At 55.1% G+C, this 24,253-nt stretch carries 26 protein-coding genes and 1 pseudogene; 9 read left to right on the plus strand and 18 right to left on the minus strand.

The window, feature by feature from the left end; genetic code table 11:
* The first annotated feature begins 92 nt into the window (after nucleotides 1-92).
* From CK498_RS06580 to CK498_RS26850, 3 genes and pseudogenes are all read left to right on the plus strand, one after another.
* A complete protein-coding gene (locus CK498_RS06580) occupies nucleotides 93-347 on the plus strand; it encodes a type II toxin-antitoxin system HicA family toxin (protein WP_066444310.1) in 255 nt (84 codons plus the stop codon).
* A complete protein-coding gene (locus tag CK498_RS06585) occupies nucleotides 344-679 on the plus strand; it encodes a type II toxin-antitoxin system HicB family antitoxin (RefSeq protein ID WP_095620042.1) in 336 nt (111 codons plus the stop codon). Before CK498_RS06580 ends, CK498_RS06585 begins: the two co-directional genes overlap by 4 nt.
* A 9-nt stretch (nucleotides 680-688) precedes the next feature.
* Nucleotides 689-875, plus strand: a pseudogene (locus CK498_RS26850) (ATP-binding domain-containing protein); the annotation flags it as partial.
* Nucleotides 876-1,175: 300 nt separating this feature from the next.
* Here the strand turns inward: CK498_RS26850 and CK498_RS25685 are convergent.
* Nucleotides 1,176-1,931, minus strand: coding sequence for a hypothetical protein (locus CK498_RS25685; protein ID WP_217987702.1), 756 nt, complete (start codon nucleotides 1,929-1,931; stop codon nucleotides 1,176-1,178).
* Between the two features lie 86 nt (nucleotides 1,932-2,017).
* Nucleotides 2,018-2,350: a DUF427 domain-containing protein gene (locus CK498_RS06590; RefSeq protein WP_095620043.1), complete on the minus strand. Its 333-nt coding sequence runs from the start codon at nucleotides 2,348-2,350 to the stop codon at nucleotides 2,018-2,020.
* Nucleotides 2,351-2,492: 142 nt separating this feature from the next.
* Between CK498_RS06590 and CK498_RS06595 the strand changes: the two genes are divergently transcribed.
* Complete coding sequence (locus tag CK498_RS06595) at nucleotides 2,493-3,302, plus strand: ion transporter (RefSeq protein WP_229358985.1); 810 nt, start codon at nucleotides 2,493-2,495, stop codon at nucleotides 3,300-3,302.
* Between the two features lie 122 nt (nucleotides 3,303-3,424).
* Complete coding sequence (locus CK498_RS06600; RefSeq protein WP_095620044.1) at nucleotides 3,425-3,649, plus strand: hypothetical protein; 225 nt, start codon at nucleotides 3,425-3,427, stop codon at nucleotides 3,647-3,649.
* Between the two features lies 1 nt (nucleotide 3,650).
* Here CK498_RS06600 and CK498_RS06605 read toward each other — a convergent pair whose 3' ends face one another.
* From CK498_RS06605 to CK498_RS06630, 6 genes are all read right to left on the minus strand, one after another.
* Nucleotides 3,651-4,532, minus strand: coding sequence for an alpha/beta hydrolase family protein (locus CK498_RS06605; RefSeq protein WP_095620045.1), 882 nt, complete (start codon nucleotides 4,530-4,532; stop codon nucleotides 3,651-3,653).
* A 560-nt stretch (nucleotides 4,533-5,092) separates the two neighbouring features.
* Nucleotides 5,093-6,406 carry a TRAP transporter large permease gene (locus tag CK498_RS06610; RefSeq protein WP_095620046.1) on the minus strand — a complete coding sequence of 438 codons (1,314 nt, stop codon included), beginning with the start codon at nucleotides 6,404-6,406 and terminating at the stop codon, nucleotides 5,093-5,095.
* 94 nt (nucleotides 6,407-6,500) lie between these two features.
* Entirely contained in the window at nucleotides 6,501-7,052 is a 552-nt protein-coding gene (locus CK498_RS06615; RefSeq protein WP_095620047.1) for a TRAP transporter small permease, read from the minus strand.
* 26 nt (nucleotides 7,053-7,078) lie between these two features.
* Nucleotides 7,079-8,146 (minus strand): C4-dicarboxylate TRAP transporter substrate-binding protein, encoded by a 1,068-nt coding sequence (locus tag CK498_RS06620; protein WP_095620048.1) that lies wholly within the window; start codon nucleotides 8,144-8,146, stop codon nucleotides 7,079-7,081.
* 59 nt (nucleotides 8,147-8,205) lie between these two features.
* Nucleotides 8,206-9,516 carry a phenylacetate--CoA ligase family protein gene (locus CK498_RS06625; protein ID WP_095620049.1) on the minus strand — a complete coding sequence of 437 codons (1,311 nt, stop codon included), beginning with the start codon at nucleotides 9,514-9,516 and terminating at the stop codon, nucleotides 8,206-8,208.
* On the minus strand, nucleotides 9,516-10,313 hold the full coding sequence (locus CK498_RS06630) for a citryl-CoA lyase (protein ID WP_095620050.1): 798 nt from the start codon (nucleotides 10,311-10,313) through the stop codon (nucleotides 9,516-9,518). Before CK498_RS06630 ends, CK498_RS06625 begins: the two co-directional genes overlap by 1 nt.
* Nucleotides 10,314-10,486: 173 nt before the next feature.
* On the opposite strand from CK498_RS06630, the gene CK498_RS06635 reads away from it, so the two are divergent.
* On the plus strand, nucleotides 10,487-11,179 hold the full coding sequence (locus CK498_RS06635; RefSeq protein WP_095620051.1) for a GntR family transcriptional regulator: 693 nt from the start codon (nucleotides 10,487-10,489) through the stop codon (nucleotides 11,177-11,179).
* Nucleotides 11,180-11,797: 618 nt separating this feature from the next.
* Here the strand turns inward: CK498_RS06635 and CK498_RS06640 are convergent.
* The 3 genes from CK498_RS06640 to CK498_RS06650 form a co-directional block, all read right to left on the minus strand.
* Entirely contained in the window at nucleotides 11,798-12,886 is a 1,089-nt protein-coding gene (locus tag CK498_RS06640; protein WP_095620052.1) for a DUF4062 domain-containing protein, read from the minus strand.
* Nucleotides 12,887-13,276: 390 nt separating this feature from the next.
* Complete coding sequence (locus CK498_RS06645; protein ID WP_141246919.1) at nucleotides 13,277-13,996, minus strand: hypothetical protein; 720 nt, start codon at nucleotides 13,994-13,996, stop codon at nucleotides 13,277-13,279.
* 330 nt (nucleotides 13,997-14,326) lie between these two features.
* A complete protein-coding gene (locus CK498_RS06650; protein WP_095620266.1) occupies nucleotides 14,327-15,157 on the minus strand; it encodes an abortive infection family protein in 831 nt (276 codons plus the stop codon).
* 184 nt (nucleotides 15,158-15,341) lie between these two features.
* On the opposite strand from CK498_RS06650, the gene CK498_RS06655 reads away from it, so the two are divergent.
* Entirely contained in the window at nucleotides 15,342-15,962 is a 621-nt protein-coding gene (locus CK498_RS06655) for a tyrosine-type recombinase/integrase (protein ID WP_095620054.1), read from the plus strand.
* Between the two features lie 114 nt (nucleotides 15,963-16,076).
* Here CK498_RS06655 and CK498_RS25690 read toward each other — a convergent pair whose 3' ends face one another.
* The 6 genes from CK498_RS25690 to CK498_RS06685 all read right to left on the minus strand — a co-directional run bounded on the left by CK498_RS25690 (nucleotide 16,077) and on the right by CK498_RS06685 (nucleotide 21,972).
* Nucleotides 16,077-16,541: a hypothetical protein gene (locus CK498_RS25690; protein WP_141246920.1), complete on the minus strand. Its 465-nt coding sequence runs from the start codon at nucleotides 16,539-16,541 to the stop codon at nucleotides 16,077-16,079.
* 120 nt (nucleotides 16,542-16,661) lie between these two features.
* On the minus strand, nucleotides 16,662-17,693 hold the full coding sequence (locus CK498_RS06660) for a ParA family protein (RefSeq protein WP_095620055.1): 1,032 nt from the start codon (nucleotides 17,691-17,693) through the stop codon (nucleotides 16,662-16,664).
* Between the two features lie 750 nt (nucleotides 17,694-18,443).
* Entirely contained in the window at nucleotides 18,444-19,559 is a 1,116-nt protein-coding gene (locus tag CK498_RS06670) for an SH3 domain-containing protein (protein ID WP_095620057.1), read from the minus strand.
* Nucleotides 19,560-19,831: 272 nt separating this feature from the next.
* Entirely contained in the window at nucleotides 19,832-20,164 is a 333-nt protein-coding gene (locus tag CK498_RS06675) for a DUF427 domain-containing protein (RefSeq protein ID WP_217987704.1), read from the minus strand.
* Nucleotides 20,165-20,354: 190 nt separating this feature from the next.
* Nucleotides 20,355-20,651 carry a YciI family protein gene (locus CK498_RS06680; protein WP_095620058.1) on the minus strand — a complete coding sequence of 99 codons (297 nt, stop codon included), beginning with the start codon at nucleotides 20,649-20,651 and terminating at the stop codon, nucleotides 20,355-20,357.
* Nucleotides 20,652-20,733: 82 nt separating this feature from the next.
* Nucleotides 20,734-21,972: a Vgb family protein gene (locus CK498_RS06685; protein WP_217987705.1), complete on the minus strand. Its 1,239-nt coding sequence runs from the start codon at nucleotides 21,970-21,972 to the stop codon at nucleotides 20,734-20,736.
* Between the two features lie 236 nt (nucleotides 21,973-22,208).
* Between CK498_RS06685 and CK498_RS06690 the strand changes: the two genes are divergently transcribed.
* Both CK498_RS06690 and CK498_RS06695 read left to right on the plus strand, forming a co-directional pair.
* Complete coding sequence (locus CK498_RS06690; protein WP_095620059.1) at nucleotides 22,209-22,547, plus strand: helix-turn-helix domain-containing protein; 339 nt, start codon at nucleotides 22,209-22,211, stop codon at nucleotides 22,545-22,547.
* Complete coding sequence (locus CK498_RS06695; protein WP_095620060.1) at nucleotides 22,537-23,790, plus strand: type II toxin-antitoxin system HipA family toxin; 1,254 nt, start codon at nucleotides 22,537-22,539, stop codon at nucleotides 23,788-23,790. The genes CK498_RS06690 and CK498_RS06695 overlap by 11 nt, the downstream gene beginning before the upstream one ends.
* A gap of 10 nt (nucleotides 23,791-23,800) precedes the next feature.
* Here the strand turns inward: CK498_RS06695 and CK498_RS06700 are convergent, their stop codons facing one another.
* Nucleotides 23,801-24,208, minus strand: a complete 408-nt coding sequence (locus tag CK498_RS06700) for a hypothetical protein (RefSeq protein WP_095620061.1) — start codon at nucleotides 24,206-24,208, stop codon at nucleotides 23,801-23,803.
* Nucleotides 24,209-24,253: the final 45 nt, after the last annotated feature.

A 24,253-nucleotide genomic window follows, 5' to 3' on the forward strand; every position in this document is an offset into this window, starting at 1 on the left:
GAATGTGCTGCAAAGCTCACCCTCATCCTATCGCAGGCCAGCTGTTGTGGCGCGCCTTGGCTTTTGGTACTAAAATTCAGTACCATTGGAGCATGAAACGAAAACACGCCAAGACGCTGGCCGCCATCTTCAGCCGACCTACGCCAGGATCGATCCCCTGGAGCGACATCGAGTCGCTTTTTAGGGCGCTGGGCGCCGACATCCAGGAACGGGAGGGCTCGCGTATCGCCGTTGTGCTGTTTGGCGAGGTGCGCGTGTTCCATCGGCCCCACCCCTCACCGGATACCGACAAGGGCGCAGTGGCCAGCATCCGCAAGTGGTTGGAAGAGAACGGAGAGACCCCGTGAACAACATCATGATCATCGACGGCTATCGCGCCGTCATCCAGTACGACCCGGATATCGAGATGTTCCGCGGTGAGTTTACCGGCCTTAACGGCGGTGCCGACTTCTACGCCGACAGCGTGGCCAAGCTGCGCGAGGAAGGCCGTGTTTCGCTGCGTGTTTTCCTTGATGAGTGTCGGGAGCGAGGCATCGAGCCCACTAAGTCCTACTCCGGTAAGTTCCAGGTGCGCCTACCTGAAGAGCTGCACAGGAACGCCGTCGATGCCGCCACCGCCAAGGGGCAGAGCCTCAATCAGTTCGTGGCCACCGCCATCGAGCACGAGCTTTCGACGTAACTTTACTCCCAGAGCCGGGGGTCGGAATTCACCCACCCCGCCCCGCTACTCACCGACGCCCCAGCTCATCCTCATCCGCGAGCTGGTCTACACCGGCATTACCCGCGCCAAGCACTGGCTGACGCTGGTGGAGACTGGGCGTGGAGGGCTGGATGAGGCATTGATGAGGGTGAGTGGGTTGGGGAAGCTATATTAGAGACCGACACCGCCAGTGCTGGTGATGTCGGCTTTCGGCCGAGGCAGTGTGAAAACTCCTGGACCTTTCTGAAGAAGACACTTGTACGCGAAATCTGGAGTGATTTTGCCATGCAACTCCTCAGAATTTGCGAGAGAGCACCAGCTTTGATCGATTTTTAACCTATTCTAGGCACTTCAAACGTTTTCACACAGCCTCGGCCAGGCGCGGACGTTTAGAACGTCATTACATATTAGCATTTGAATTTTTTGGCCTTATCCGCATAGTAGAGATGCGTTCCACATAATCATTATGCGAAATTTACTCATGCGGCAACGAGATTGTGCCAGAGTAGTGATTCATTTGAATAAACATGAGTTTTTCTCGCCCATACTTCTGCTTTAGGAACTCCAACACTTCATTTTCATTTCTTCGGTTCACATCACCATCTACTACAAAAGCCATACCCTCCCGCTCTTTCTGCAGAGGGTCACAAACACCTTCTTTAAACAATCGGGTTAATTCACTATCACTGAGCGCTTCATATCGTGGAGAATATGGGTTCAGGCATAATTTCGCTTCATGTGAGGTGGAGACAATTGCACCATCCAAGGATTCTTGAAGATTAAAGAAATCACTATTATCAGCAAAATATGCTGGCAAGACCCCACCTTCACCAATGAAATCAACCGTATCTTTTGTCCCATATAAGCAATTTTCAAAAATCGACATTTGCACATCTGGATGATGCCCACTAGCCAGAAGGAAGACCAATTGAAAATCATGATTCACTGACGCATAACTATTTAGCTGCTTTGCTGCACTAGCAATTACTCCCGAAACCCTGTTTCTTCTAGCTACCGGCGTTTCTTCTTTAAACACTTCTCCTCTTGCAAGAACTGACTCACGCTCTTCTAATATCGCAGGATCACTATATTTTGTCTTCAGCTCAATCAGGTATGCAGAATCACCAGCATGCGCCAAGAAATCTGGGGTCTTACCCTCCCCCGTTTCAATCTGTTCCACTTCAATACCCAAAGACCTGAGAACCACTATTACAAATTCTTCTGGTTCCATTTTTTCACCTAATACTGATAGTAACCGGCCAGAGACATTAATTTGATACATGTTAAGGCATCAGCATCGGAGAGTCAGGTCAGCAGTCATTCCACTATTTCCTCATAAAACGCCAACCTACCCGCAATCTCCTTCATATCCGCTGCCGGCCGCTCATAACTCCACGCCACATCAGCCCGATCACCAAACGAGAAATACGCGGCATCGCCCTTGAAGGGGCAGTGGGTTTCGGTATCGGAGCGAATCAGCAGGTCCATCCTTACATCATCGCGGGGGATGTACTGCCGCGGCGGGTAGCCGCGTTCGCGGAGTTCAATGGCGCGGGTGGAGTCGGCAAGCAGGGTGCCATCAATGATGACTCGCACGCGTCGGTCATGCGAGTGCAAGGTGATGCGGGGCTCGTTGGAAGCCGTTGGCATAGAGCCATCCCTTACGTATTGGCGTTATCGTTATACTGTTATGAGATTCAGCCTAGCACCCAAAGCTAGTTTGTCCCATTCTGGCCATCAACGGGCGCCTAGGTATCCGTTCTTCGGGCTGGCGACGGTATAGGGGAAATGCATGCAGCCACCGGTTATCAAGGACCTCGGCCTCTATGCGGGTTGGCGCCGTCGCCTTTACCTGATGCTCGAGCCCACCGCTCGTGACTCCCCTGGACTATCGATCACCAATCGCTTGATCGCCGGTCTGATAATCCTCGCAACAGCACTGACCGTTTTGGAGACGGAGCCGGTCGTTCGAGCGCTAGCTCCAAGTATCTTCGCCACCGCCGAGACAGTGCTGGCCTTGGCTTTCCTGGTCGAGTACGTCGCACGTGTGATCGCGGCCGGCGAAGATCCCCGCTATCGAGGGCTGGCTGGACGTTTACGCTTTATGGTCAGCCCATGGGCAATCATCGACCTGCTGGCAATCCTGCCTTTCTTCCTCACCATGGGAGCCGTCAACGCCTTCGCCTTGCGTCTGCTCAAGCTGATCCGTTTGCTCAGACTTGCTCGCTTGGGGCGCTTCTCCAACGCGATCGGCGATCTCTATTCGGCAGTGCGCGGACGCCGCTACGAACTTACGGTCAGCCTGATGGTGGCGGTGGCACTGCTGATCGTCACCAGCAGCGTGATCTATGTTCTGGAAGCCAGCCATCAGCCCGAGGCCTTCGGGAGCATTCCCAGGGCGCTGTGGTGGAGCGTGGCCACACTCACCACGGTGGGCTATGGGGACGTGACACCGGTGACCGCGGCTGGGCAGCTGTTTGCGGGCCTGACCGCTATCGTTGGCATCGGCATGATCGCCATGCCTACCGGCATCCTGGCGGCTGCCTTCAGCGATGCCATGCAGAGACGCCGGGACCAGGCTGCAGAAGATAATAGCGAGTAGTCAGTATTTAGGCTCGAGTATTTACCAAGCCTGAGCCTCAGCTCAAGCCTAGCCTCCAGCAAACGCTGTGGAGTCGTATCTGGCCCCCTGCTGGGCGACGGCTACAAGAACAGAACGAGCGGTTGGCTGAACAATATGCACGCGATACACGCGCCTTCAGCGAATGGGAGGCGGCGCCGCGAGCTTTCAACGAGCAGGAACAGCAGCGGCGCGAGCAAGAGACCGAGCTAGTGCTCACGAGCCTTGATGCCATGACCAATGTCCTGGAGGAACACCTGGGGGAGATCCCGTGGCCAAGGGAAACGGATGTGGGCTTCGATCTTCTTCACTTCACTGGTCAATTCTGATTTACTTTTCCTTCCTTCTTTTAATAGCGCTGAGGAGCAGCGGCCATACCTTGCCGCGAGAAGACCTGAACATATTGACATGACCTATAGGGTCACAGCCCAATGCGTGCGGCCTCAAATGAACGATCTCCTTGGAGGCTAAGGGCATTAACCTCAGCCAGTCATTTACATTATTTTTGGTAGCAAGAGGGTCATCATCAGCAGAAAACAATGTAACAGGACAAGTCAGTTCTTTATAAAAATCATGCTCCACCTCCACACCGAAATCACTTTCAAGATAGCCTGGGGTACGACACCATCTCGCCCACTGCAGCGCCACCATGGGAGGTAGATCCTCCCCCCAACCAATCCACTTAGCGGGTGCGTAACCCAGCACTCTAACTGCCAATGGAATATAGAAATAGGTAAAAAACATCGCCGCCAGTCTAGTAGGATACTTTATATTTCCAACATATCCAGAAGAAGCAGACACCGCAATCAAATGACTTATCGACTCATGGTTCGGCATCAACCCCACCAACTGAGCGCCAGCACTGTGGCCGATCAGAACAGCCTGGCTGGCACCTGTCTTTTTCAAGAGCCACTCCAGGGCAGCCGGCATGTCCAACTCGCCCCAATCCTGTTTTCGAACCTTGGATTTCTTCACATGTGATTCAGCAAGTGACGAACCCACACCTCTATAGTCGAAAACCAATACACTATAGCCTTCCTTACTTAACCAACGGGAAAATGCGTAATAAAATGATTGTCGAACCCCGGTGGCAGGGCAGATAAGCACAGGCATGCCCTCAGGAGGGTCAGCAGCAGGAAAATAGCTTCCTGACAGCTGGTACCCATCAGCGGCTAGAAAGCGCACGGTCTTGAAGTCTATCGATTCGCCCATAATCTATCGGTCTCCCTCACCTTCTACCCCCCCTGCCAATCCGCTGGGCAATGCACTCATAGCCGTCCTCTGGGCTTACGAAAAGCGAACACATAATGGGTGCCACCCTGCCAGTCATCCGCCCCCGAAGTGGCGAAGACACGCCGGTGCTACAACAACTCGAAGCCATTGAGACACACCATCTCCAGAAAGCGTCGAGCGGGCATCCGGCGAGGGCTTCTCTTTCCTGCCGGTTCAGCCGTGGAGGATCGCCAACGAATGCCGAAGTGGTCGAGAGCATGAACCGTTCCTTATAAAGGAGTTGTTCCTTTTATAGAACGAAGCCAGGAACACCTCAAGAGAAAATTTTGAGAGAAGGAACACGACGTGCTCGGCGCCCACGACCACTGCAGCTGGTGTGGGCACTAAGCAAAGGCATCTGGGGCGTTACCCCCATGTATCGGCTTCGCCCCTGGACTATGCTCTGCTCAATAACGCCTCCTCAGAGGCGTCTGATACGGCCACTGTTCTGCTGTGTCAGTGGGGCCCATCCTTTCTAAGCGGCTCTGCCGGTATCGGTCTCAGAACATCGAGTTCGGCACGATCAGGGCCAGGCCCGGCCAGGCAAACAGCAGAGCCAGGATCACCAGGTCGGCCAGCAAGAAAAACGTCACGCCCTTGAATATCTGCATCAGCGGGATGTCCTTCCCGACCACGCTCTTGATCACGAACACGTTCAGTCCGATGGGTGGCGTGATCAGACCGATTTCCAGCAGCTTGATGATGACGATGCCGAACCAGATGAGATTCATGCCCATGCCGTCCACCAGCGGTACGGTCAAGGGGATGGTCAGCAGCACGATGCCGATGGGGTCGAGGAAAGTGCCCAGGATGATGTAGAGCAGGACGATGGCTGCCATGATCATGAACACCGACATGTCCGCCGCCTCGATCCAGATCAGTGCCGCCTGGGTGACGCCGGTGAGTGCCACGAATGACAGCAGCATGTTGGCGGCGATGGCGATGGCGAACACCACGGCGGTCTGGTAAGCGGCCTCGCGGATGCCGTCCAGGAACCCGGCCATGGACAGCCGGCCTGTAATCACGCCCAGTATCACGGCCACGAACATGGCTACTGCGGCGGCTTCCGTGGGCGTGAAGAAGCCGAAGTACAGTCCGCCGACGATGAGCGTGAACAGGGTCATGAACGGCCATGCCCGCTGCAGCGCCTTGACCTTGTCGGCGTAGCTTGGCCGCTGGTCGTCGGCAGGGGCGGAGGCCGGGTTGAGTTTCACCCAGATCACGACCACCAGTAGGTATGCCACCAGCGTGGCGATGCCCGGCAGCAGGCCGGCAAGGAACAGACGGCTGACCGATTGTTCGGTAAAGATGCCGTACAGCACCAGCAGCAGGGACGGTGGGATCAGCGCCCCCAGGGTGCCGCCGGCGGCAACACAGGACGATGCCAGCGCCGGGCTGTAGCCGTACTTGCGCATCTCCGGTACGGCGATCTTGCCCATCGCCGCCGCACACGCCACGCTGGTGCCGGTGATGGCCGAGAAGCCACCGCAGCCCATTACCGAGGCCATAGCCAGGTTGCCGGGGATCTTCGGCATCCAGATGCGAATGGCGTGGAACAGATCCGTGGTGAAGCCCGCACGGTGGGCAATGTGTCCCATGGCGATGAACAGCGGCGCCATGGCCAGCGGGTAGCTGTGCAGGAAGGTATAAGGGTTGGTGGCCAGGAACGAAAACAGCGGCTGCCAGGCACGGTCAGGGTTGAATGCCCCGCCGGCAGGCCACGCAAAGAACAGGAACACCCCGATCACGGCTGATGCGCCCAAGGCAAAAGCGATAGGTACCCGAAGCATGAGCATCAGGAGCGCGGCTGTCATACCAGAGGTGCCGAGCAGTACTGGATCCACAGTTAGTTCCCCGGATGAAATGGGTTGGACTTATTCAGGCTGGGCTGCATGGGAGGAACCCCGGTCAGTCCCGGTCAGTCGCCTTGCGACCAAAGATCAGTTGGCGAATATCGCCGATGAAGCTCAGGAACAGCCGCAGACTGAACAGTGCCATACCAAGGAAGAACATCGCCTTGGCGGGCCAGGACGGTAAGCGCAGCACGCCTTCATGGAAGCGCCCGGAAATGAAGTCCCGCTCCAGCAGTGACCAGGCGCCCCAGGCGATGAGGCCGAAGATGATCAGCCCCACCAGATCTGCCAGCAGGTTGACCGCGGCCAGGCCGCGTGGCGGCAGCCAGTTGGTGAAGACCTCTACCTCTATGTGGCCGCGTCGCGCAGCCACATAGGCAAGCGGCAGAGCAACGATGACCGGCATCAGGTTTTCCACCATGACCACTGAGTCGGGAATCGAGCGGCCCAGGAAGAAGCGGCCGAACACCGACAGGCCGATGATTGCGCTGGTCAGCATCACCGCCAGCATCGAGACCGCCAGGGCGGCGGTCTCGACCCGGTGAACCAGTCGCTCCAGCAGTCCCGCCCCTGGGGGCGGTGTGTAGTACTCAGGACTCTGGTCCATGGTTGCCTTCCTCTTGCGCGGGCGAATCAGTCCCAGGGATAGCCTTCGGCGTCAAGCTGCTCCGCATAGCGTTCCTGCGCGTCCATGAAATGCTGCATGACACTATCGCCCGGTAGGCCCTTGCTATTGACGGCGTTAAGCCAGTCGTCGGCAAGACCGTCCCCTTCGGCCAGGATGGCCTCCATGACGGAGTCGGGAACCTGACTGATCTCCACCTGGTGTCCATCGAGACCGCTTCGCAGGTCGCTCTTGACCTTGTCGCCAAGCTCCAGCAGCTGCTGGGCCAGGAAGTCGGTGGTGTCTTGGCCCACTTCCCGCATCAGCGCCTGGTGCTCATCGCTGAGCGAGTCCCAGAGCCGCTTGTTGATCACCCCCACCAGGCCGAGCATCTGGCCGTAGTCGAGCTCGATCAGGTGACCGGCAACCTCATGCAGGCGGTAGGCGGTGACATTGCTCCAGTAAACCTGGTTGCAATCCACCAGGCCGCTGTCCAGGGCCTGGTACACTTCCACTTGGGGAAAGGAGACGATCTCGGCGCCCAGCCCCTGGAAAGCGTCGATGTACGGACCGACTGCCCGAATCCGCAGGCCGTCGAAATCATCCAGGGAGGTGATCGGGTCGCGGCAGATCAGCTGCACCGGTCCGGTGTTGAACTGCATGAGGTAGGTTGCGTCATGGCTGGCAAACTCATCCTCCAGCGCGTCGTGAGTGGTGGCGAGATCAAAGATCGAGCGCATTGCTACCCAGGCGTCGGCGGAGCCGATGGGCAGGTCGCCGATCTCGTATAGGTGCAGTAGTTCGGGCTCCCAGGAGGGCACGAAGGTGCCGGCGTCGATGAAGCCGGATTCCACCGCACCCATGGCCTCACGGCCGCTGACCAGAGCACCGCCCCAGTGGATGCTCATGGTCAGTTCGCCGTTCGAGCGGGATTCGATCTCGTTGGCAAACCATTTGATCGCCTCAGCGCGTACGCCCCGATCGGGGCCATACTCGGCGTAGCGGATGTTGGTGGCTTCAGCGCTGTTAGCGGTGACGGCGACCATGCCCAAGGCGCTGATCAAGGCGCCGGCTTTTGCAGAACGTGCTATTGACATGTTTCTCTCCTGGCGTGCTTATTCTTGTCTTGTTGCTTGTCGAGATTAATGCGTTGTTTTCATGTGTCGGGAAATTTCACGAGTTTTGACTTGTACTCGCTGCGTGGAAGGGTTCCCCAGGGAACCAGGTTGATGGTCGTAGAGACCACCAGTGTTTCTCGAATCCGGGCTTGAATGCGGGCGGCGAGATCCTGATCCGGGGTGCCGCCGTCCGCGAGCTCGACATCGACAGCGAGGGGCGGCTGTTGCTTGACTCCGGGGGCTTGGGGGCGTACCAGCAGCATGCCGCTCACCGCCGGCGAGAAGTCATTCACGACCTCGCGCAGCGCAGTGGGGAAGACGTTAACCCCGCGCACGATTAGCATGTCGTCAGTGCGACCGATACAGCGAACCCGCGGCGCGCTGCGCCCGCAGGGACAAGGGGAAGTCCACAGTTCGACATGATCCCGGCTGCGAAAACGCAGCAATGGCGCCGCCTGATGTGCGAGATGGGTGTAGACCAATTCACCGCGGGCGCCGTTGGTCATCGGCACCTGCTCACCGGTGGCGGGATCGATGAGTTCGAAATGCACTATACCTTGCCCCCCGAAGTGCATACCGCTCTGCTGATCGCACTCGCCCCACAGCGATACTGCGATGTCGCCAATACCCATCGCCTCGGTAACCTGCGCGCCCCAACCTTGCTGGAGCTGTGCCCGAAGCCCGGGCTCCCCGCCACCGGGTTCGCCGGCGACCAGCACGCGGTTGATGCTGCTGTCGGCGAGATCCATACCACGCTCACGGGCTTTCTCGATCAGATGCAGGGCGTAGGAGGGCGTCGCTACCACCGTTTGCGGATGCAGCAGCTGGATGGCGGCCAGCAGCCGTTCGGTATTGCCGGTGCCGATGGGGATGTGGCACATGCCGAGCTTGTCGAACGCACCCAGAGCCGCGCCAGCCGCGAAGGGGCCTGCGTTATAGGTGGTGATGATGCCCTCTCCTGGCTGGATACCGGAGGCGGCGTAGCTGCGCGAGGAGATGGTCACCCAGCGGGCCAGGTCTTCAGCAGTCAGCGGGATGTAGCTCGGTGTGCCGGTGGTGCCGCTGGTGGAGAACATGCGGGCGATCTTGTCCCGGTCGCATGCCAAGTGCGCTCCCACCGGCTGCTCGGCGGTGCGGGTTGCCCGCAGTTCGTCCTTCTCGGTGAACGGCAGACGGCTGATGGCGTCCAGGCCGCCGATCTGGGTTGCGCTGGAAAATCCGGCATTGCCGAGCTTCTCTCGGTAGAAGGTGGAGTTGTCCAGCAGGTATTGGATCTGGCGCCGATAGGCGGCGTCATCCAGCCGCTGCTGCTGCGCCCAGGGCCGTGACTCGATGTCTGGTTCATGCATCACGCGCCCTTCTCCTGTGTATCGTGTTGATAGCTGATTGCGGCCTCACCGTGGGAGGCCATCAAGAAGCCGATCGGGTTAGTTTGTTCTTCCGCAAGATGCGCCAGGATGCCTCCGGTGCGTGCCAATAGGGGGATGGCTTTGACCATACTCGCGGGGAAGCCGAGGTCGAGCATGACCGCGGCAATAGCCATGGAGACGTTCATCGGCAGTGGCTTGCCGTACACTCGCTCCACGGCTGCCGGAAAGCGCTGTGCCAGGTCGACATGTATCTGGCCGACGCCACGCTCTTCCACCAGACTCAGAATCCGTTGGGTGCGCGGGTCCAGCGGCCGGTGCAGCGGGTGGCCGAAACCGGGCAGCTTGGCGCCGGCGTCGAACAGGGCGCGGACGTGGGTCTCCACCACCTTCTCCGGATCCTGGCCTCCGGCGACCTCGGCGGCGGCCCGGTTCAGCAATTCGGCACACTGCTCCGAGGTGCCGAGAACCACCGTACCGCAGCCCAGAATGCCGGCGGCGAGGGCAGATTGCAGAGAATCAGGGGCAGCGTCCTGAGTCATGCGGGCGGCCTGAACCGTCGGCGTCAGTCCGTGCTCGGCGATGGATAGAAGCAGCACATCCAAGAAATAGCGTTGGTCTTCCGTTGGCTCGTAGCCGGTGACGAGTAGGAAGAAGAATTCGGTATAGGAAAGGCGCCCCATCAGATCCGTACACAGATCGCGTCCGCGGATTTCAATGGAGTCCGCATCGGCCGTGGCGATAGCGGTTGTCGGGGTGCCGGGCTTGCCGATAAGCACGTTGGCGTTCTCCTCATTCCTGGCTCGCCAATCAGCGCTATTGGCGATCAGGGCAGGTGGTAACGATTCTCGGGTAGGTCGAGAATCTCTTTTTTGTTTTACGCGTTTGTAGGACAATGTCGTGCATCAATTGATTCTTGTCAATCCATATTGAGGCAGCTACTTTGTCGAACATGACTTCGCTCTCTGAAACACCCACTGGTTCAACCCAGTCGTCGGGGACTGCCGTCGACCGCGTTTTCAATGTCTTGCGGGAGGGGATCCTGACGAGTCGCTTTGCATCCGGACAACGGCTGGTGGAAGTGGATCTCACGCGGGAGCTGGGCGTTAGCCGCGGTTCGCTACGGGAAGCCTTCCGACGGCTGTCGGCGGAAGGCTTGATCGAGATCGTGCCCAACCGGGGGGCGCTGGTGAGGCGGTTGTCCTTTCGTGAGACCATCGAGCTGTTCGAGATCCGCACGGAGCTTGAGGGGCTGGCGGCCCGCCTGGCCGCCAGAAAAATTAGCGATGCCGGCCTGCGTAAGGCGTTCGAAGATGCCATAGCCCCTATCTGGAGCGACGAGCCGCGTTTGTCCTCGGCGGCCTATATCGATGAGAACGCCCGGTTTCACCGGGCGATCATTGAGTTGAGCGGCAATACCCAACTTGACATCGTCAGCCGTCAGCTTCAGCTGCCGCTGATCCTGTCGCAAACGAGCCAAGCTTTGACGCTGGACAGCCTCAACCAATCCGTCATCGAGCATCGCGAGATTGCCGAGCAAATCCTGGCGGGGAACTCGCGTGATGCCGATGCGGCCATTCGTCGGCATTTGTCTCGTGCCGAGGACCTGATTCGGAAAATGCCCGCTGCCTTCTTTCGAACCTGAGACTCTGCTGAGCGTGCGGGGCCGATATAGAACTATGCCGAACAGGGCTGTTGGCCAGCTTAGGATGTTGCACCGATCGTAGAAGGTGCGGGGTCGAGGGGAATGGTATAGAGAGCTTTTTCGCCTTCTCAACTGTTTCGCTTGCGAAACAGCTCACGCAGAGTTGGGACAGGTGGGCAGCTGCCTGGAGTCGCAGATTTTTCAGTAATCCCCTCCCTGGCGCCTTCAGCGAGTCTTCCCTAATTGCTAGAGACACCATGAATTGAGCTTCAGGAAGAGCCTGCGGTAATAACACATTGCGGCGTAGAGAGAGCCCCCAATCGAGACTCGCGGCAATGGCGTGTGGGGAAAATAGTCGTTCACAGCAGCTATCGGCCCAGGCTGTGTGAAAACGTTTGGAGCATCTCGAGGCGGTCAAAAAATGATCGGAAATGGCGCTCTCTTGCACATTCTGAGGCGGTTGCATGGCAAAGTTTCTCCAGATTTTGCGTACGAGCACCATCTTCAGGACAGCTCTAGTGTTTTTACACAGCCTGGGCCAGAAGCTGACATTCAGACCGCCCTCATATAACGTAGAGTTGAGCGGCGAGCTCCAGCGAATCCGTTTCAAACACTTTATTAGACCTTTAATTTCTTTTTTGCATTTTTAAATGCATTATATGCTTGATAATGATTTGATTTCTTGGACTCCTCCATATGAATTTCTAATAGAAAAATATCTATATTTTTCATATTAGATAATGAATCAGAAACAACCTGGAAGAACGGTGTAGCTATATACCTGTATTTGTTGACAATCTCCATGAGACAGCTGCCGTTAACTGAACGAGCTGCAATACAGATAGAGTCTAAAGTACCTTGCAGGCTAAGGTCCCCAGATAGCTTAATCAAAAGGCGCAAATAGTCTAAATCAAAAGTGCAAATTATTTCCTGAGATATTTTCTCCTCATTAATACCGCTATCCGTAAGAAAAAAAATAAGAGAACGCCAAGTCGCGGCTTCAAATGATACAAATCCTTTCAGAACCTCAAAATTATCTTCTGAAATGTGTGTTGCTAAATATAGACCAATCATATGCTCAGAAAATTTTTTCCTACTTCTAATTTTTGACATGAATTCATTATCAATTTTTAACTGGCTTTGTTCCAAATCATAAGAGAACTCTGCCGCCACATAGGACTGTTGAGTATATTTTTGTTTTTCAAGCATATCTGCAATGCTTTTTTCAACTTCATAAGCGGTGACAACTCTGACCATATCAGAGCTTAAAGTAACAACAAGATCCTCAGGTGAGTCGAACTTTGCATAAATATGATTATCAGAGAGTTTACCTATAAACTTTCTTAGCTTTTCTCTTTTCTCGTCGTTCTCAACGTGGATAGCTTTAATCGAGTGCTCTTTCTCATTAATTATGTATACATAAACATCCAATTTTTTGATGATAGCAGCTTGATATTCAAGCTCTGTGATAGAAACATCACCATCAGGACAAGACCCATATTTAGTACCTACTATTAGAACAAATAGATCAGCCTGTTGTACCGCTTTGATACATTCTTCAAGGGAATTACCAGGCCTTGCACCAAAATCTTCCATCGCAATGCAAGGCAATTGGAATTTACGAAAAGTATCCAGGAGAATTTTTCTGTGATTCTCCAAATCACTAAAGGTAGAACTTAAAAATATTGTCGGGCGGTAATTTTTCATTTTTTGATGTCGAACAGGTATTAGACAGTGCGTTCGCTTATTGACTTTAACAAGCACGCGCGTTCAAGAATGTTATGCCGCTCGCACGCAGTTCCCCTAAAAGCACTCAAATATGAATAAATTACATATAAATCGGCCACATAAAATCGATCATAGTACATGTTACATACCACCCCATTGAACATGATTACTGCAATTGTCCCCATGCACGCTTTGTGTCGCCAGCAGCCTCAACACCCGCATCAGCATAGCCTAAGATTCACCATTCGGCCAGCAGCTGACTTTCAGCGTATTCTGATATAACAACCTGGCTGTGCGGTCCCCGCCAATGAAGCATCAGAATACATAGTGCGCTGTCCCCGGCGTCCGCTCAAGCCAGTGGTTAGACGCCTATAGTTTGCGGCCATGGAACTGGAGCCTCGCCTGAATGTCTTTTTTTATGGATTTATAGAGAGGTTCGGTTTCTTCTTTGATCTTTTTCCAGCCTTCGTTTTGCATTTTCCAGTCTTTAGCCTCGTGGCCAACCTCCTTTGAAACAACAGCAGACCACAGCTTATCTGACACTTTTGAGAATTTTTCTTCGAGTTCCGGAGGTAAAAATATTCCATTCTTTGCCACGTAGCACTGTAGGTTGCCGAAGGCTTGCTTCACTTTGTGAAGGCGATGCCAGAAAATTATGCCTCGGTACGTGTTCCCCTTATCGTGAGAGTTCCGGACTTCATCCTTTTGGGATTCTGTGAATTCGGTACCCGCGAGAAATTCATCTAACTGTACCGGATTCATGCGATCCACGTCCGCGTACTGCTGCATTGGTGAAACCAGCCATGCAACGAGGCCATGAGCTTCGTCCAGCTTTCCCCAAGCTTCTGGAAGAACCAAGAATTCTTTTTCTTGTAGCTTTAGCGCGCCACTCAGTAATGCGTCGATTTCAACCCTGAGTTTTTGTAGCTCAAGCGCTTGTTGATGTCTAAGTTGGTCCAAACGCTGTGCAAATTTGTTTTCTATCCATGTCTTCCCTAAGTATTGGAACAATAGGTAGGCCACCACAGCAGAGCCGCCGCCATAAGCGAGCACATGACCCAAGAACTTCAAAAAATCGTCGATAATCATGAAGGCCTCTAACAAGTTTTAGATCATTTCCTCATAGAGCAGCTGGTGTCTTTCAAATGCGCTCACAATAGATTTCCTGATTACGCATATGGTTCAGTCAGCTTCAGCAGGCTGATACGGGATCGGGGGAGCTCTGCACGCCACCGTCAGAAAGCGCGGTATCCAATATCATTTCTGTCAAAGCAACCGGACAAATCTTCTCCCCAGAACTGGCACCATGAAAATCAACATGCCATTTATTCATATAGCTTCCTTAAAGGCCTAATGCCCACAGCACGGGGTAAATTGAAGCGCTGCTGAATTTTTCCCGTATGCCAGCAATTGCTAGCATTACTTTTTGGCTTTTCTCTCATCCCAAGTCTCCAAGATAAATAACGCTATGGTATGGGCTGAGTGAATAGCTAGCCGCGCGTGCCTTGGCTTTAGATTATATATTTTTCGCCCTTGGCCATGAGCGGAGCTTGCATGCGTCCTAAACGCTCCAATGCCGTCAACTACAGACAATAAGCCAGAAAGAATCTTTTTTAGATCGTGATCTTCCAGCACTCCTGGGTCAAAGCCTAGATCAGAACGTACAATCTTCCACACATTTTGGAGATCCTGCTTTTGAGGCATTTCCAACTGTTCATCTGCTATATATGTCTTGAAAATGGATTCAAGAATGTTACATGCGGCTGATACGGCCTCTCTAGGTTCAGAGTTTACGTTGGCAAGGGCTCTATTAAACTCTGCATCAATTGAGGGAATATCGCGCCCTTTAATCAGTTCGGCCAGCGATCGACTGGGTGCAGAACTACCATCGGAAATTATTCCGCCCGAAAGATACGTAAGGTTGCACCGAGAAAGAATTGTTTCTAGCTTGGTTTTTAACTCTTTCTTTACATCCACAGCAGGGGTGCCAAGCCAAGAAAATGTATCATCCTCCAAATCTGGCAACTCCATGTAGCCCTCAATAATCCGCCCTAAAACAACCAAAGGATGCTTAGAGTCTTTATTGACTCGCCGAAGCCATGCCTGCACTTTGACGGGCTTTGAGCCATCGGGTGGCTCGCCAGGGGCTTCAGCATACGAGAAAAGATTGTCCAAGCTGGCGTGTGTTTCGATTGCGGGCATGTTCTCTGACAGCACGGCTATGACTGGGGCCGGGATTTCCTTTCTCATAGGCTTACTCGCATGTCTCTTAGAATGCTTAACATCATCGCGCGTGCCGCATAACGAGAACGAACGCACATGCAGCCTATGCCGGACTGGCCGCTTTGGTGGGTTTTCGGCTAACTCCAAGATCCAGCACACGTCGAGTATGTTCTGGACCATCCTATACATTCCACCCGAGGAGGTCCATACCATGAACACATCAACAACCGCTACCCACCAGGCCTGGAACAAAGGTAAGCTGGTTGGTCAGAAAAAACCACTTCGTCTCAAAGACATTTGGGCCATTCGTGTCAGGCTGCAGCTTGCTGAAAAGACACGAGAGCTCGCGCTATTCGAGGTGGCGATCGATAGCAAACTGCGAGCCTGTGACCTGGTCAAATTACGTGTCCGAGATGTGGCCCATGGCGATCGTGTCTCTTCAAGAGCCATCGTCACGCAGCAGAAAACGATGAGACCAGTACAATTTGAGATAGCCGAGCAAACTCGCACTGTCTTGGAAGAGTGGATGCAGCTCGCACATCTCCGCAACGATGACTACTTGTTTCCAAGTCGCCTGAGCAGCTCGGGGCACTTATCCACGCGGCAATACGCACGCATCGTTAAGTCATGGGTAGCCTCTATTGGCCTGGAGTCTTCGGCCTATGGAACTCACACGTTGCGTCGCACTAAGGCATCGTTAATTTATCGGCGAACAAAAAATCTGAGAGCCGTTCAACTTCTCTTAGGTCATACCAAGCTTGAAAGTACCGTCAGATACCTAGGTATTGAGGTGGATGACGCATTGGTCATGGCTGAGCAGACAGAGGTCTAGCGACTCCCAGCGACGGCTTTGCCTTAAGGCCGTCGCTATACGGCCACGGCCAGGAGCGGAAGTTCAGTGGAGACTGATATAACGTCTTAGACGACACCTGTTTCCAATAAGATCTCATTTCACGTCTTCATAGTCGTAGAAAACCAAGTCCGGACAGCCGTTTGGACATCTAAGGCCGAGTTGGCGGCCCTTTTCTACGCGGAATTGTTGGAGCGTAGATTTTCTATACTGATCAAAGCAATTGGTGCATAATTTCTGAGCGTTCACTAGTTCACCAGAATAAGCTGTCGGTATATAGGCGAAGACCCCTTGAGCAATTCCTCGTAGTACATATTTCTCTCGTTCCTCATCCCACCGCCGGAGCTCTTCGCATTCTTCCCTGGCGCGCCTAAGTTCATCTATCAGCTTTTGATGCTCCTGCTGCGCTTCAATTAAATTCTGTTGGGCTGAGATAATTGCCTCGTTGAACTTAATCAGCTGATCTTGTGCTTTGGCTGAATCGCGAACATCGACCATAGCGCGGCCAAGACTAAGAGCTGTCTGAAGGCTTGAGAGTGCTACTGGTAAGTTTTCGAGCATTGTCGATCCTCGCCACATGAAGCGGATTAGTTTAGTGCCGGTTAACGTCAGCCATAACCGGCCCCGAAAAGCAAAGCGACGAAGGAGCGGAGCCTTTCGGGGTCCGAGTTTATGGCCTTGTTATACATTTTCTGTCATTTCATGCAATTCGTTGGCCATCTGCTCAAACACTGCCCTAAATTTATCTCGACTTTCCTTCATGTTCTCTAGAATCACACCGCCTTGCTCCAGCTGGTCGTCGCTTAGTGCGAAAATAGGCACGTTATACTTTTGTGACTGGGCGATCAGCGAGTTGAAATCGGCAACATTCGCAAGATTATATGGCTCGTCCGTTGCCGAATATCTCCTAAACTCATCCTCGCTGATGGCCATGCCAATTGGCTCAAGTGCTGGAATTAGTTTTTGAGACACAGTCTCTTTTATAACGTCAATCCAACGCTGAAAAGATTTGGCCGGAGCGCCACTTCTTGGTCTATACCTCTGAGAAATGAAGCCTACGAACTTAGGTGGGGTGTCCGGAAGTCTATAGTCGACCTCTCCATCCCGAAACGGAGCCACATCTGCGTTCCACCTAGGAACAACGCTGGAAAGAGATCTAATCGCTTGTGCACAGAAAAAGTCGGGAGACGTTGGCACAATGAAATAATCGCTAGACATTAGAAGGCATTCGTTAAGTGCACCAACACTAGGGCTCATATCGATTATTACATATTCAAAATCATGCTCTTCCCCTGTTATGCGAAGCAACTCACCGATACTTCCAGGCAAATTCCTGATTGCAGGAATGGCGGCACTGGTGGTTAATGCAACACTTACTTGTGTCTCAATCTCCGAAAGAGCCAAATTGCCACAATAAATAAATAGATTTTCATTCCGTGTCGGAGCTGGATTCCCTGACTTAAGGCCGGTTAATTTTCCAGACATGACCGGTTGAAGTCCTTCTGAAAGGTCGCAACCGGGGTTCGCCGTATAGAATTCCTCAATATCTTCTACAGAGTTATAATCGAGAACCAAGGCCGTCAAGTTGCATTGTGGATCGGCGTCAACAATTAGTGTCTTATACCCTTGTTCCGCGAGAACCCATCCAAGATTAAAGGCAGTAGTTGTTTTACTTACACCGCCTTTGTGATTAAAAAGTGATATCATCTTCATTCTATTACTCCATCCGAATAATGCAGGGTCAAGGTGCTGGGTGGAGCGAAGCGTAACCCAGTCGCCGTCAGCGATTTGATAGAGGCTCTACACGACAAGGTATATTCCACCACCTAGAGCCGCGATTCCAATCAGCCTAAGCGACCAGATTGTCGATTGTAGCGATGCTGGATCCCGCCCCGCCTTTAAGATCTCGTTCATCGAGTCGGACTGCCGGAATGACTGGATCAGCGAACTTGCGCCTATAATTATTAGGATCACGCCCACTATTGTCATGTTCTCTCCTTGCTATCGAAGTACCAAGAGCGCGCCCAATGACACAAACACTAGTGACAGGGCCAGTAGCCCTCCGAAATACTCGCTTACAGGGTCATCGCCTGCGTAAAAGTGTCGCTATCATTGTTGGATTCGCGGCGCATATGTCGCGCGGCCCATTTTATCCGTATGTATCCCGGACCGTTGATCAGCGTTCCGACAAGACCCAAAACAAGAAGAATCCACCCCACTATGGAAGTCATATCTCGTCCCTCTACAGGTATTAGACTGCCAATCTATGATCGAATATACGTGCCTGCCGTCTTTGCCACCATGTCGGCTTTGGGTCGTCAGTTTACCTCATCCAAAATCAGCATAGCCTAAAGTTCTCCAGCCGGCCAGGAGCTGACCTTCAGCGAGCACTGACATAATGGCATCAAGGAAAGCTTCAGGTAGACCGGCAAAAGTAGCCAGAAGGCCAAGCTCGCCAAGCAACTATCTGAATTTCGTAGTGTACCTACGAGAAACCCACCCCTCAACTCGATCCCCCTCAATTTCGACTTCTACAAGAAGCCATGCCCGCTCGGAGGAATCCAGCACCACTATGATTTTTCCCAGTGGTAGGTTAGTCATGACTTGCGATTTCATGCTCGGCCCGGTTCTAAGCCGCAATCCTTCACCCGTCACTATCCGACACCCGGCGAATATCCCCCTCTCCAATTGACTTTTACACCGTGCAAGCCTCTTGGCTCCATGAGGAGTAGTAACACCTTCACTGACGACCGCTCTTTCACTGTACTGTTCTAGAGCCATCGTTGCCGCAATGTTCATCAGGAACGGCAAAACTATCCAATAAAAAAGCCAAACTAGAGCGCGGCGCCCGTTTTCGGAAAGAGAGGAGAAATCAAGACCACCTTGGCATAAATGGTTCAGCTCCGCCTCTACGGCTGCAAGCTCTTCTGGTACTTTCTGTTGTCCAGTCTGCTGTCGGTAGCCCGCCTGTTGAGCGATAGCCACAGCTTGGTGGATGAGTTCAGGATCGAAGGGCGTCCCTGTAAGCCGCGGAAGTGCATCCATAAGTGAGGAGAATTCCAGCCCACTCAACGCCCGTGTGACAGGAGAGTCTTGAAAGTCACGCGCCATCTGAACAGCGGGCGAGCCATGAAACTCCCGAGCCATGCGCATCAACGGCGATTCTTGAAGGTCACGCGCCATCTGAACAGCGGGCGAGCCTTGAAACTCCCGAGCCATACGCATCAACGGCGACTCTTGAAAGTCACGCGCCATCTGAACAGCGGGCGAATCTTGATACTCCCGAGCCATGCGCATCAACGGCGACTCTTGAAGATCACGCGCCATCTGAACAGTGGGCGAGTCTTGAAATTCCCGAGCCATGCGCATCAACGGCGACTCTTGAAAGTCACGCGCCATCTGAACAGCGGGCGAGTCTTGAAACTCCCGAGCCATGCGCATCAACGGCAACTCTTGAAAGTCACGCGCCATCTGAACAGCGGGCGAGTCCTGAAAACCCCGAGCCATGCGCATCAACGGCGACTCTTGAAAGTCACGCGCCATCTGAACAGCAGGCGAATCTAGGATCTCCCGAGCCATGCGAGTGCCCAGACTATTCAATTCCCTGTCTAGACCATTTAGGACATCAGGCTGGTCTTCCAGATCAAGTCTCTTGCTAATAACACCACCCTCGTCGTTAATCTAAACTTGAACGCCTGTGGCGAGTCAACGGGCATCCAACCAACAGCCAACAGCCAACAGCCAACAGATATAAGGCCTAACACTCTGAAACTGAAGAAACATACCCGCACGCTAATCATACATTGCCCACACCGTACTGGAACCTTTAGGCCGCTTTGGGTCGTCAGCTGTCACTCCACTATTTCCTCATAAAACGCCAACCTACCTGCTACTTCCTCCATCCCCTTTGCCGGCTGCTCGTAACTCCACGCCACGTCCTGGTGTTCACCAAACGAGAAATACGCGGCATCGCCTTTGAAAGGGCAGTGTGTCTCGGTATCGGAGTTGGTCAGCAGCTCCACCCGCACATCGTCGCGGGGAAGGTACTGTCGCGGCGGGTAGCCGCGCTCGCGGAGTTCGATGGCGCGGGTGGTGTCGGCCAGCACGGTGCCGTCGATCACCACGCTCACCCGGCGGGAGTGCGGGTGCAGGGTGATACGGGGTTCGGTGGAATCCATCGCCATCTTGGTATCCCTTGCGTATGGCGTTGTCGTTATACTGTTATGAAATTCAGCCTAGCACCCAAAGCTGGTTTGTCCCATGCGCTGGATCAACGGACTGGCAAAGCCGCCACCTCGGCTATGAATAGGACAGTAAGCGCATCCGCCATGTCCTCGAGCTGCGATTGGTGGAGTGAGGGTTGTGTCGAGATGATCACACATGCGGGTCGAACAGCCGCACCTCTTGGATATCGACGTGCTCCCATACGCGGCCGGTCATGTAAGGCTCGGTGGCGAGCCAGGCATCGAAGGCCTGACGGTCGGCGAACTGAAAGTGGGCATTCGAGCCGATCATCTTGCCTTGTTCATTGAGGATCGCTCCGCCGCTGAGGAAACTCCCCCTCTCGGTGAGCTGGCAAATCCCGTCCAAATGCGCTTCGCGATTTGCCATGCGACGATCCAGCGCTTCTGGGTCGGTGTAGTCGTAGGCGATAACGGCATACTGCTTCATGTAGCATCCTTTTTTGCTCATGTTCATCTGAATTGGATGAAGCAGCGTAACAGCACTTCCTGCGACGTTGTTGAAGGCCCGCCTACTTCGGATCGCTACCCTCCACGGTCACTCTGCCAATGTGGTTGGTGCCGCTCTGGTGGATCAGCAGGGCTTCGCCGTCGAGGGTGGTGCGCATGTGGCGCAAGATGCCGGCATGCACCGGGCCTGAGGGAATCGGCCAGCTCTGAAAGGTTTCCGCCTCAGGCTCGAAACGCACCAGCATGTCCGGCCGCACGCCGCTTTCGTTATACCAGACCGCCCCGTCGAACATGGCGATGGCGTAGGGGTGGGAGTCCGGGCCGCTGGGCGAGTCCCACTCCTGAATATTGCCGCTGTCGGGGTCGTAACGCCCCAGCCTGCCCAGCCCGGAATTGACCCACCAGATGATGCCGTCTGCGTCGATATCGAGCCGGCGCACCGTGGTGCCGGCCTCGGGCAAGGCGATCTCGCTCACTTTCATCGATTCGGGGTCGACGCGCAGCAGGCAGTTCGCCCCGTTGCATGAGACCCATATCGTGCCATCCGCAGCGATCTTCAGGCCATAAGGGCGCGAGCCTTCACGCGGGCTGGTAGCCAGCTCTACTTCTCCGGCTTCCGGGTCCAGCCGGCCGATCATGTTGCTCTGCTGCAGGGTGAACCAGAGAATGCCGTCTTCCGCGAACTCGGCGGTGTGCGGATCGCGCGCGGACTCATCGGGCATGGGATATTCGGTGATTTCACCCGTCTGCGGGTCGAACCGGCCCATGGTGGCGTTGCGGTTGCCGGTGTACCAGGCTGCGCCGTCGGGGCCGATGTTGACCGAGTGGGGCCGTGCGCCTGAGGGCAGTTCGAATTCCTCCATCTCGCCCGTCTCGGGGTCGATCCGGCCGAGGATGTCCAGCCACTGCCCTACCCACCAGATGCTGCCTTCCGGCGCTTCGACCGGATCGCGCGAGCGCTGCCCCAGCGTGGGCACCTTCCACTCTTCGAACTGGATGCTCAGCGGGCCATCGGCGGGTGTTGCAGCCCGGTTCTCGCTGGGCGGGAAGTGCTCGGCCAGGTAGCCGAGGATTTCTTCCTGCTGCTCGGGAGCGTCCGACAGGTCGATCATGGTGGAGACGAGAAAGTCCCACTCCGCATGGGAGTACCCTGAGCTACGCTCAATCAGGTTGACGCCGTGGCAGGCGGCACAAACGGCTTCGACCGTCTCCCGGCCTTCCCCGTCCGGCAGCGCGAGGGCCACGAAGGGGTGGCAGAGCGCAGCTGCCAGAAAAACGGAACCAAGCGTTCTGCGAGCCATGTCGTTGTTCTCGGTAGTGGCGAGTCCTCTGAGCGTAGCCAATAACCTCCGCTCTCCCAACGGCCGAGGCCAAGTCGTCGGCCGCTTCGGCGAGGCGCTCGCCGAGGGCCCGTTGGCGCGCTGAGTGCTAGCGGAATCAGGGCAGCTTGATAGCGCAAGCGGCACAGCTGGTGCAGGGTGAGCGGTAGTGACATTAAATTATCGATAGTGCCGCAAATCGATACTATACTGTCGGAATGAAAACCAGACATGTCACTCTCTGCCCCCAAGCCTCCCTCTCGTTGCGCCTGTTCGCCGGCTTGATCGAGGAGGGGCGGCTACGCAAGGGATGGACCCGAGACGAACTCGCCGAGCGGGTGGGCGTCGGCGTGGTCACGATCCGGCAAGTGGCCAAAGGATCTCCCCGGGTGGCTATCGGTACCTACTTCGAAGCGGCGGCGCTGGTCGGCGTCTCGCTTTTCACCGACAGCGTCGACACGCTACGGCGCGAGCACGCCACCCAATTGGAGCGGCTGACGTTGCTGCCCAAGCGCGTCAACCGACAGCAGCAAGAGCCCATCGACGATGACTTCTAGCCAACGCGCCTATGTCTGGGTCTGGCTGCCCGGCCAGACGATGCCAGTCGCTGCCGGTCTCGTGGAGCGCGACGACCAGGACCGTTATCGCTTTGCCTATGGCCGACGCTATCTCGCACGCGACGACGCCATCGGCCTTTTCCCCCGCGAGCTTCCCCTGCGGCCAGGTAGCCAGGAACAGGCCGACGGCACGCTACCTTCCTGCCTGCGCGACACCTCACCAGACGCCTGGGGGCGCCGTGTCATCATCAACCGCCTGACCGGCAAGTCAGGCGATAGCGCCGCTAAGATCGACTTCAACGAGATGGTGTACTTGCTTGAGTCAGGGTCGGATCGGATCGGCGCACTCGACTTCCAGCTCTCACCCACCGAATACCAGCCACGGGAGCATCAGGACGCCACCTTGGCGGAATTGCAGGAAGCCGCCGCCTATATCGATGCAGGAGAGCCTCTACCCCCCGCTCTGGAGCAGGCTATCCAGCACGGCAGCAGCATCGGCGGTGCCCGACCCAAGGCCCTGCTGAATGACCGAAACCGCAAGCTGGTAGCCAAGTTCTCATCCAGTACCGACCTCTATAGCGTGGTGAAGGCGGAATTCGTTGCCATGCGACTTGCCAAGCTGATAGGGCTCGATGTGGCCCCCGTGGAAATGACCCGCTCGCTGGGCAAGGACGTACTGCTGGTGGAGCGCTTCGACAGGATGAGAGTCGCTGGCGGATGGTCCAGAAAGATCGTGCTCTCGGCTCTCACGCTGCTGGGTCTGGATGAGATGGCGGCTCGCTATGCCAGCTACGAGGACCTCGCCCATCGTATTCGCGCGGAGTTCGACGCGCCCGACCAATCGCTACGCGAGTTATTCGGACGCATCGTCTTCAACGTGCTGTGCGGCAATACCGATGATCACGCACGCAACCATGCCGCCTTCTGGGATGGCGAGACCTATCGACTGACACCGGCTTATGACATTTGCCCGCAATCACGAACCGGCGGCGAAGCCTCGCAAGCGATGTTGCTGCACGGGCAGGAGAGGCGCAGCCAGCTTGTCCACTGCCTGGCAGCGGCAGAGCAACTTGGCCTGACCCAAAGGCAAGCCAAAGCGATCATCGATCATCAACTCGCCACGATCCGCGACCACTGGGACAGCGTGTGCGATGACGCCGAGTTTAACCCGGTCGATCGTGCCTTCCTCTGGGGCAGGCAGTTTCTTAACCCCTTCGCGCTGGAGGGATATACGCAGTCATGACCCTGCCGCCTCAATGGGCGGCAAGCACGTCGGTATCCGCGAAATAGAAATGGATCTGATAGAGCGGCTCCTGGAACGGGCCGACACCATCGGGCTTGTAATCCATGTCGATGTGGGTCAGGGGCGGGGTCTGTATCCCGGTGGGGATCTTCTTCCAGTTAACACCGTCTGCAAGTTCACTGGCCAGGAACATGTATTCGACACAGACGATGCGGCCCTCGATCTCGCAATAGATCGGTCCGAGCGGCAAATTCGCCGGTTCGGCCCAGTGTGTGCCCATCTGCGGCACGTGCGGACTGATCGCAACGGCATCCGGGACGATGTCGGCTAGCAGCGGCAGATGCGACAGGCCATCTGCCGCCACTGATGAGGTAACGGCAATAGCAGCGGCGGCAAGCGTGACAGACACATGTTTCATCGGTGTCTCCTCCATTCCGATGAGTGACGTAAACCCACGGGCGGG

This window comes from Halomonas salipaludis (assembly GCF_002286975.1).
GTDB lineage: Bacteria > Pseudomonadota > Gammaproteobacteria > Pseudomonadales > Halomonadaceae > Franzmannia > Franzmannia salipaludis.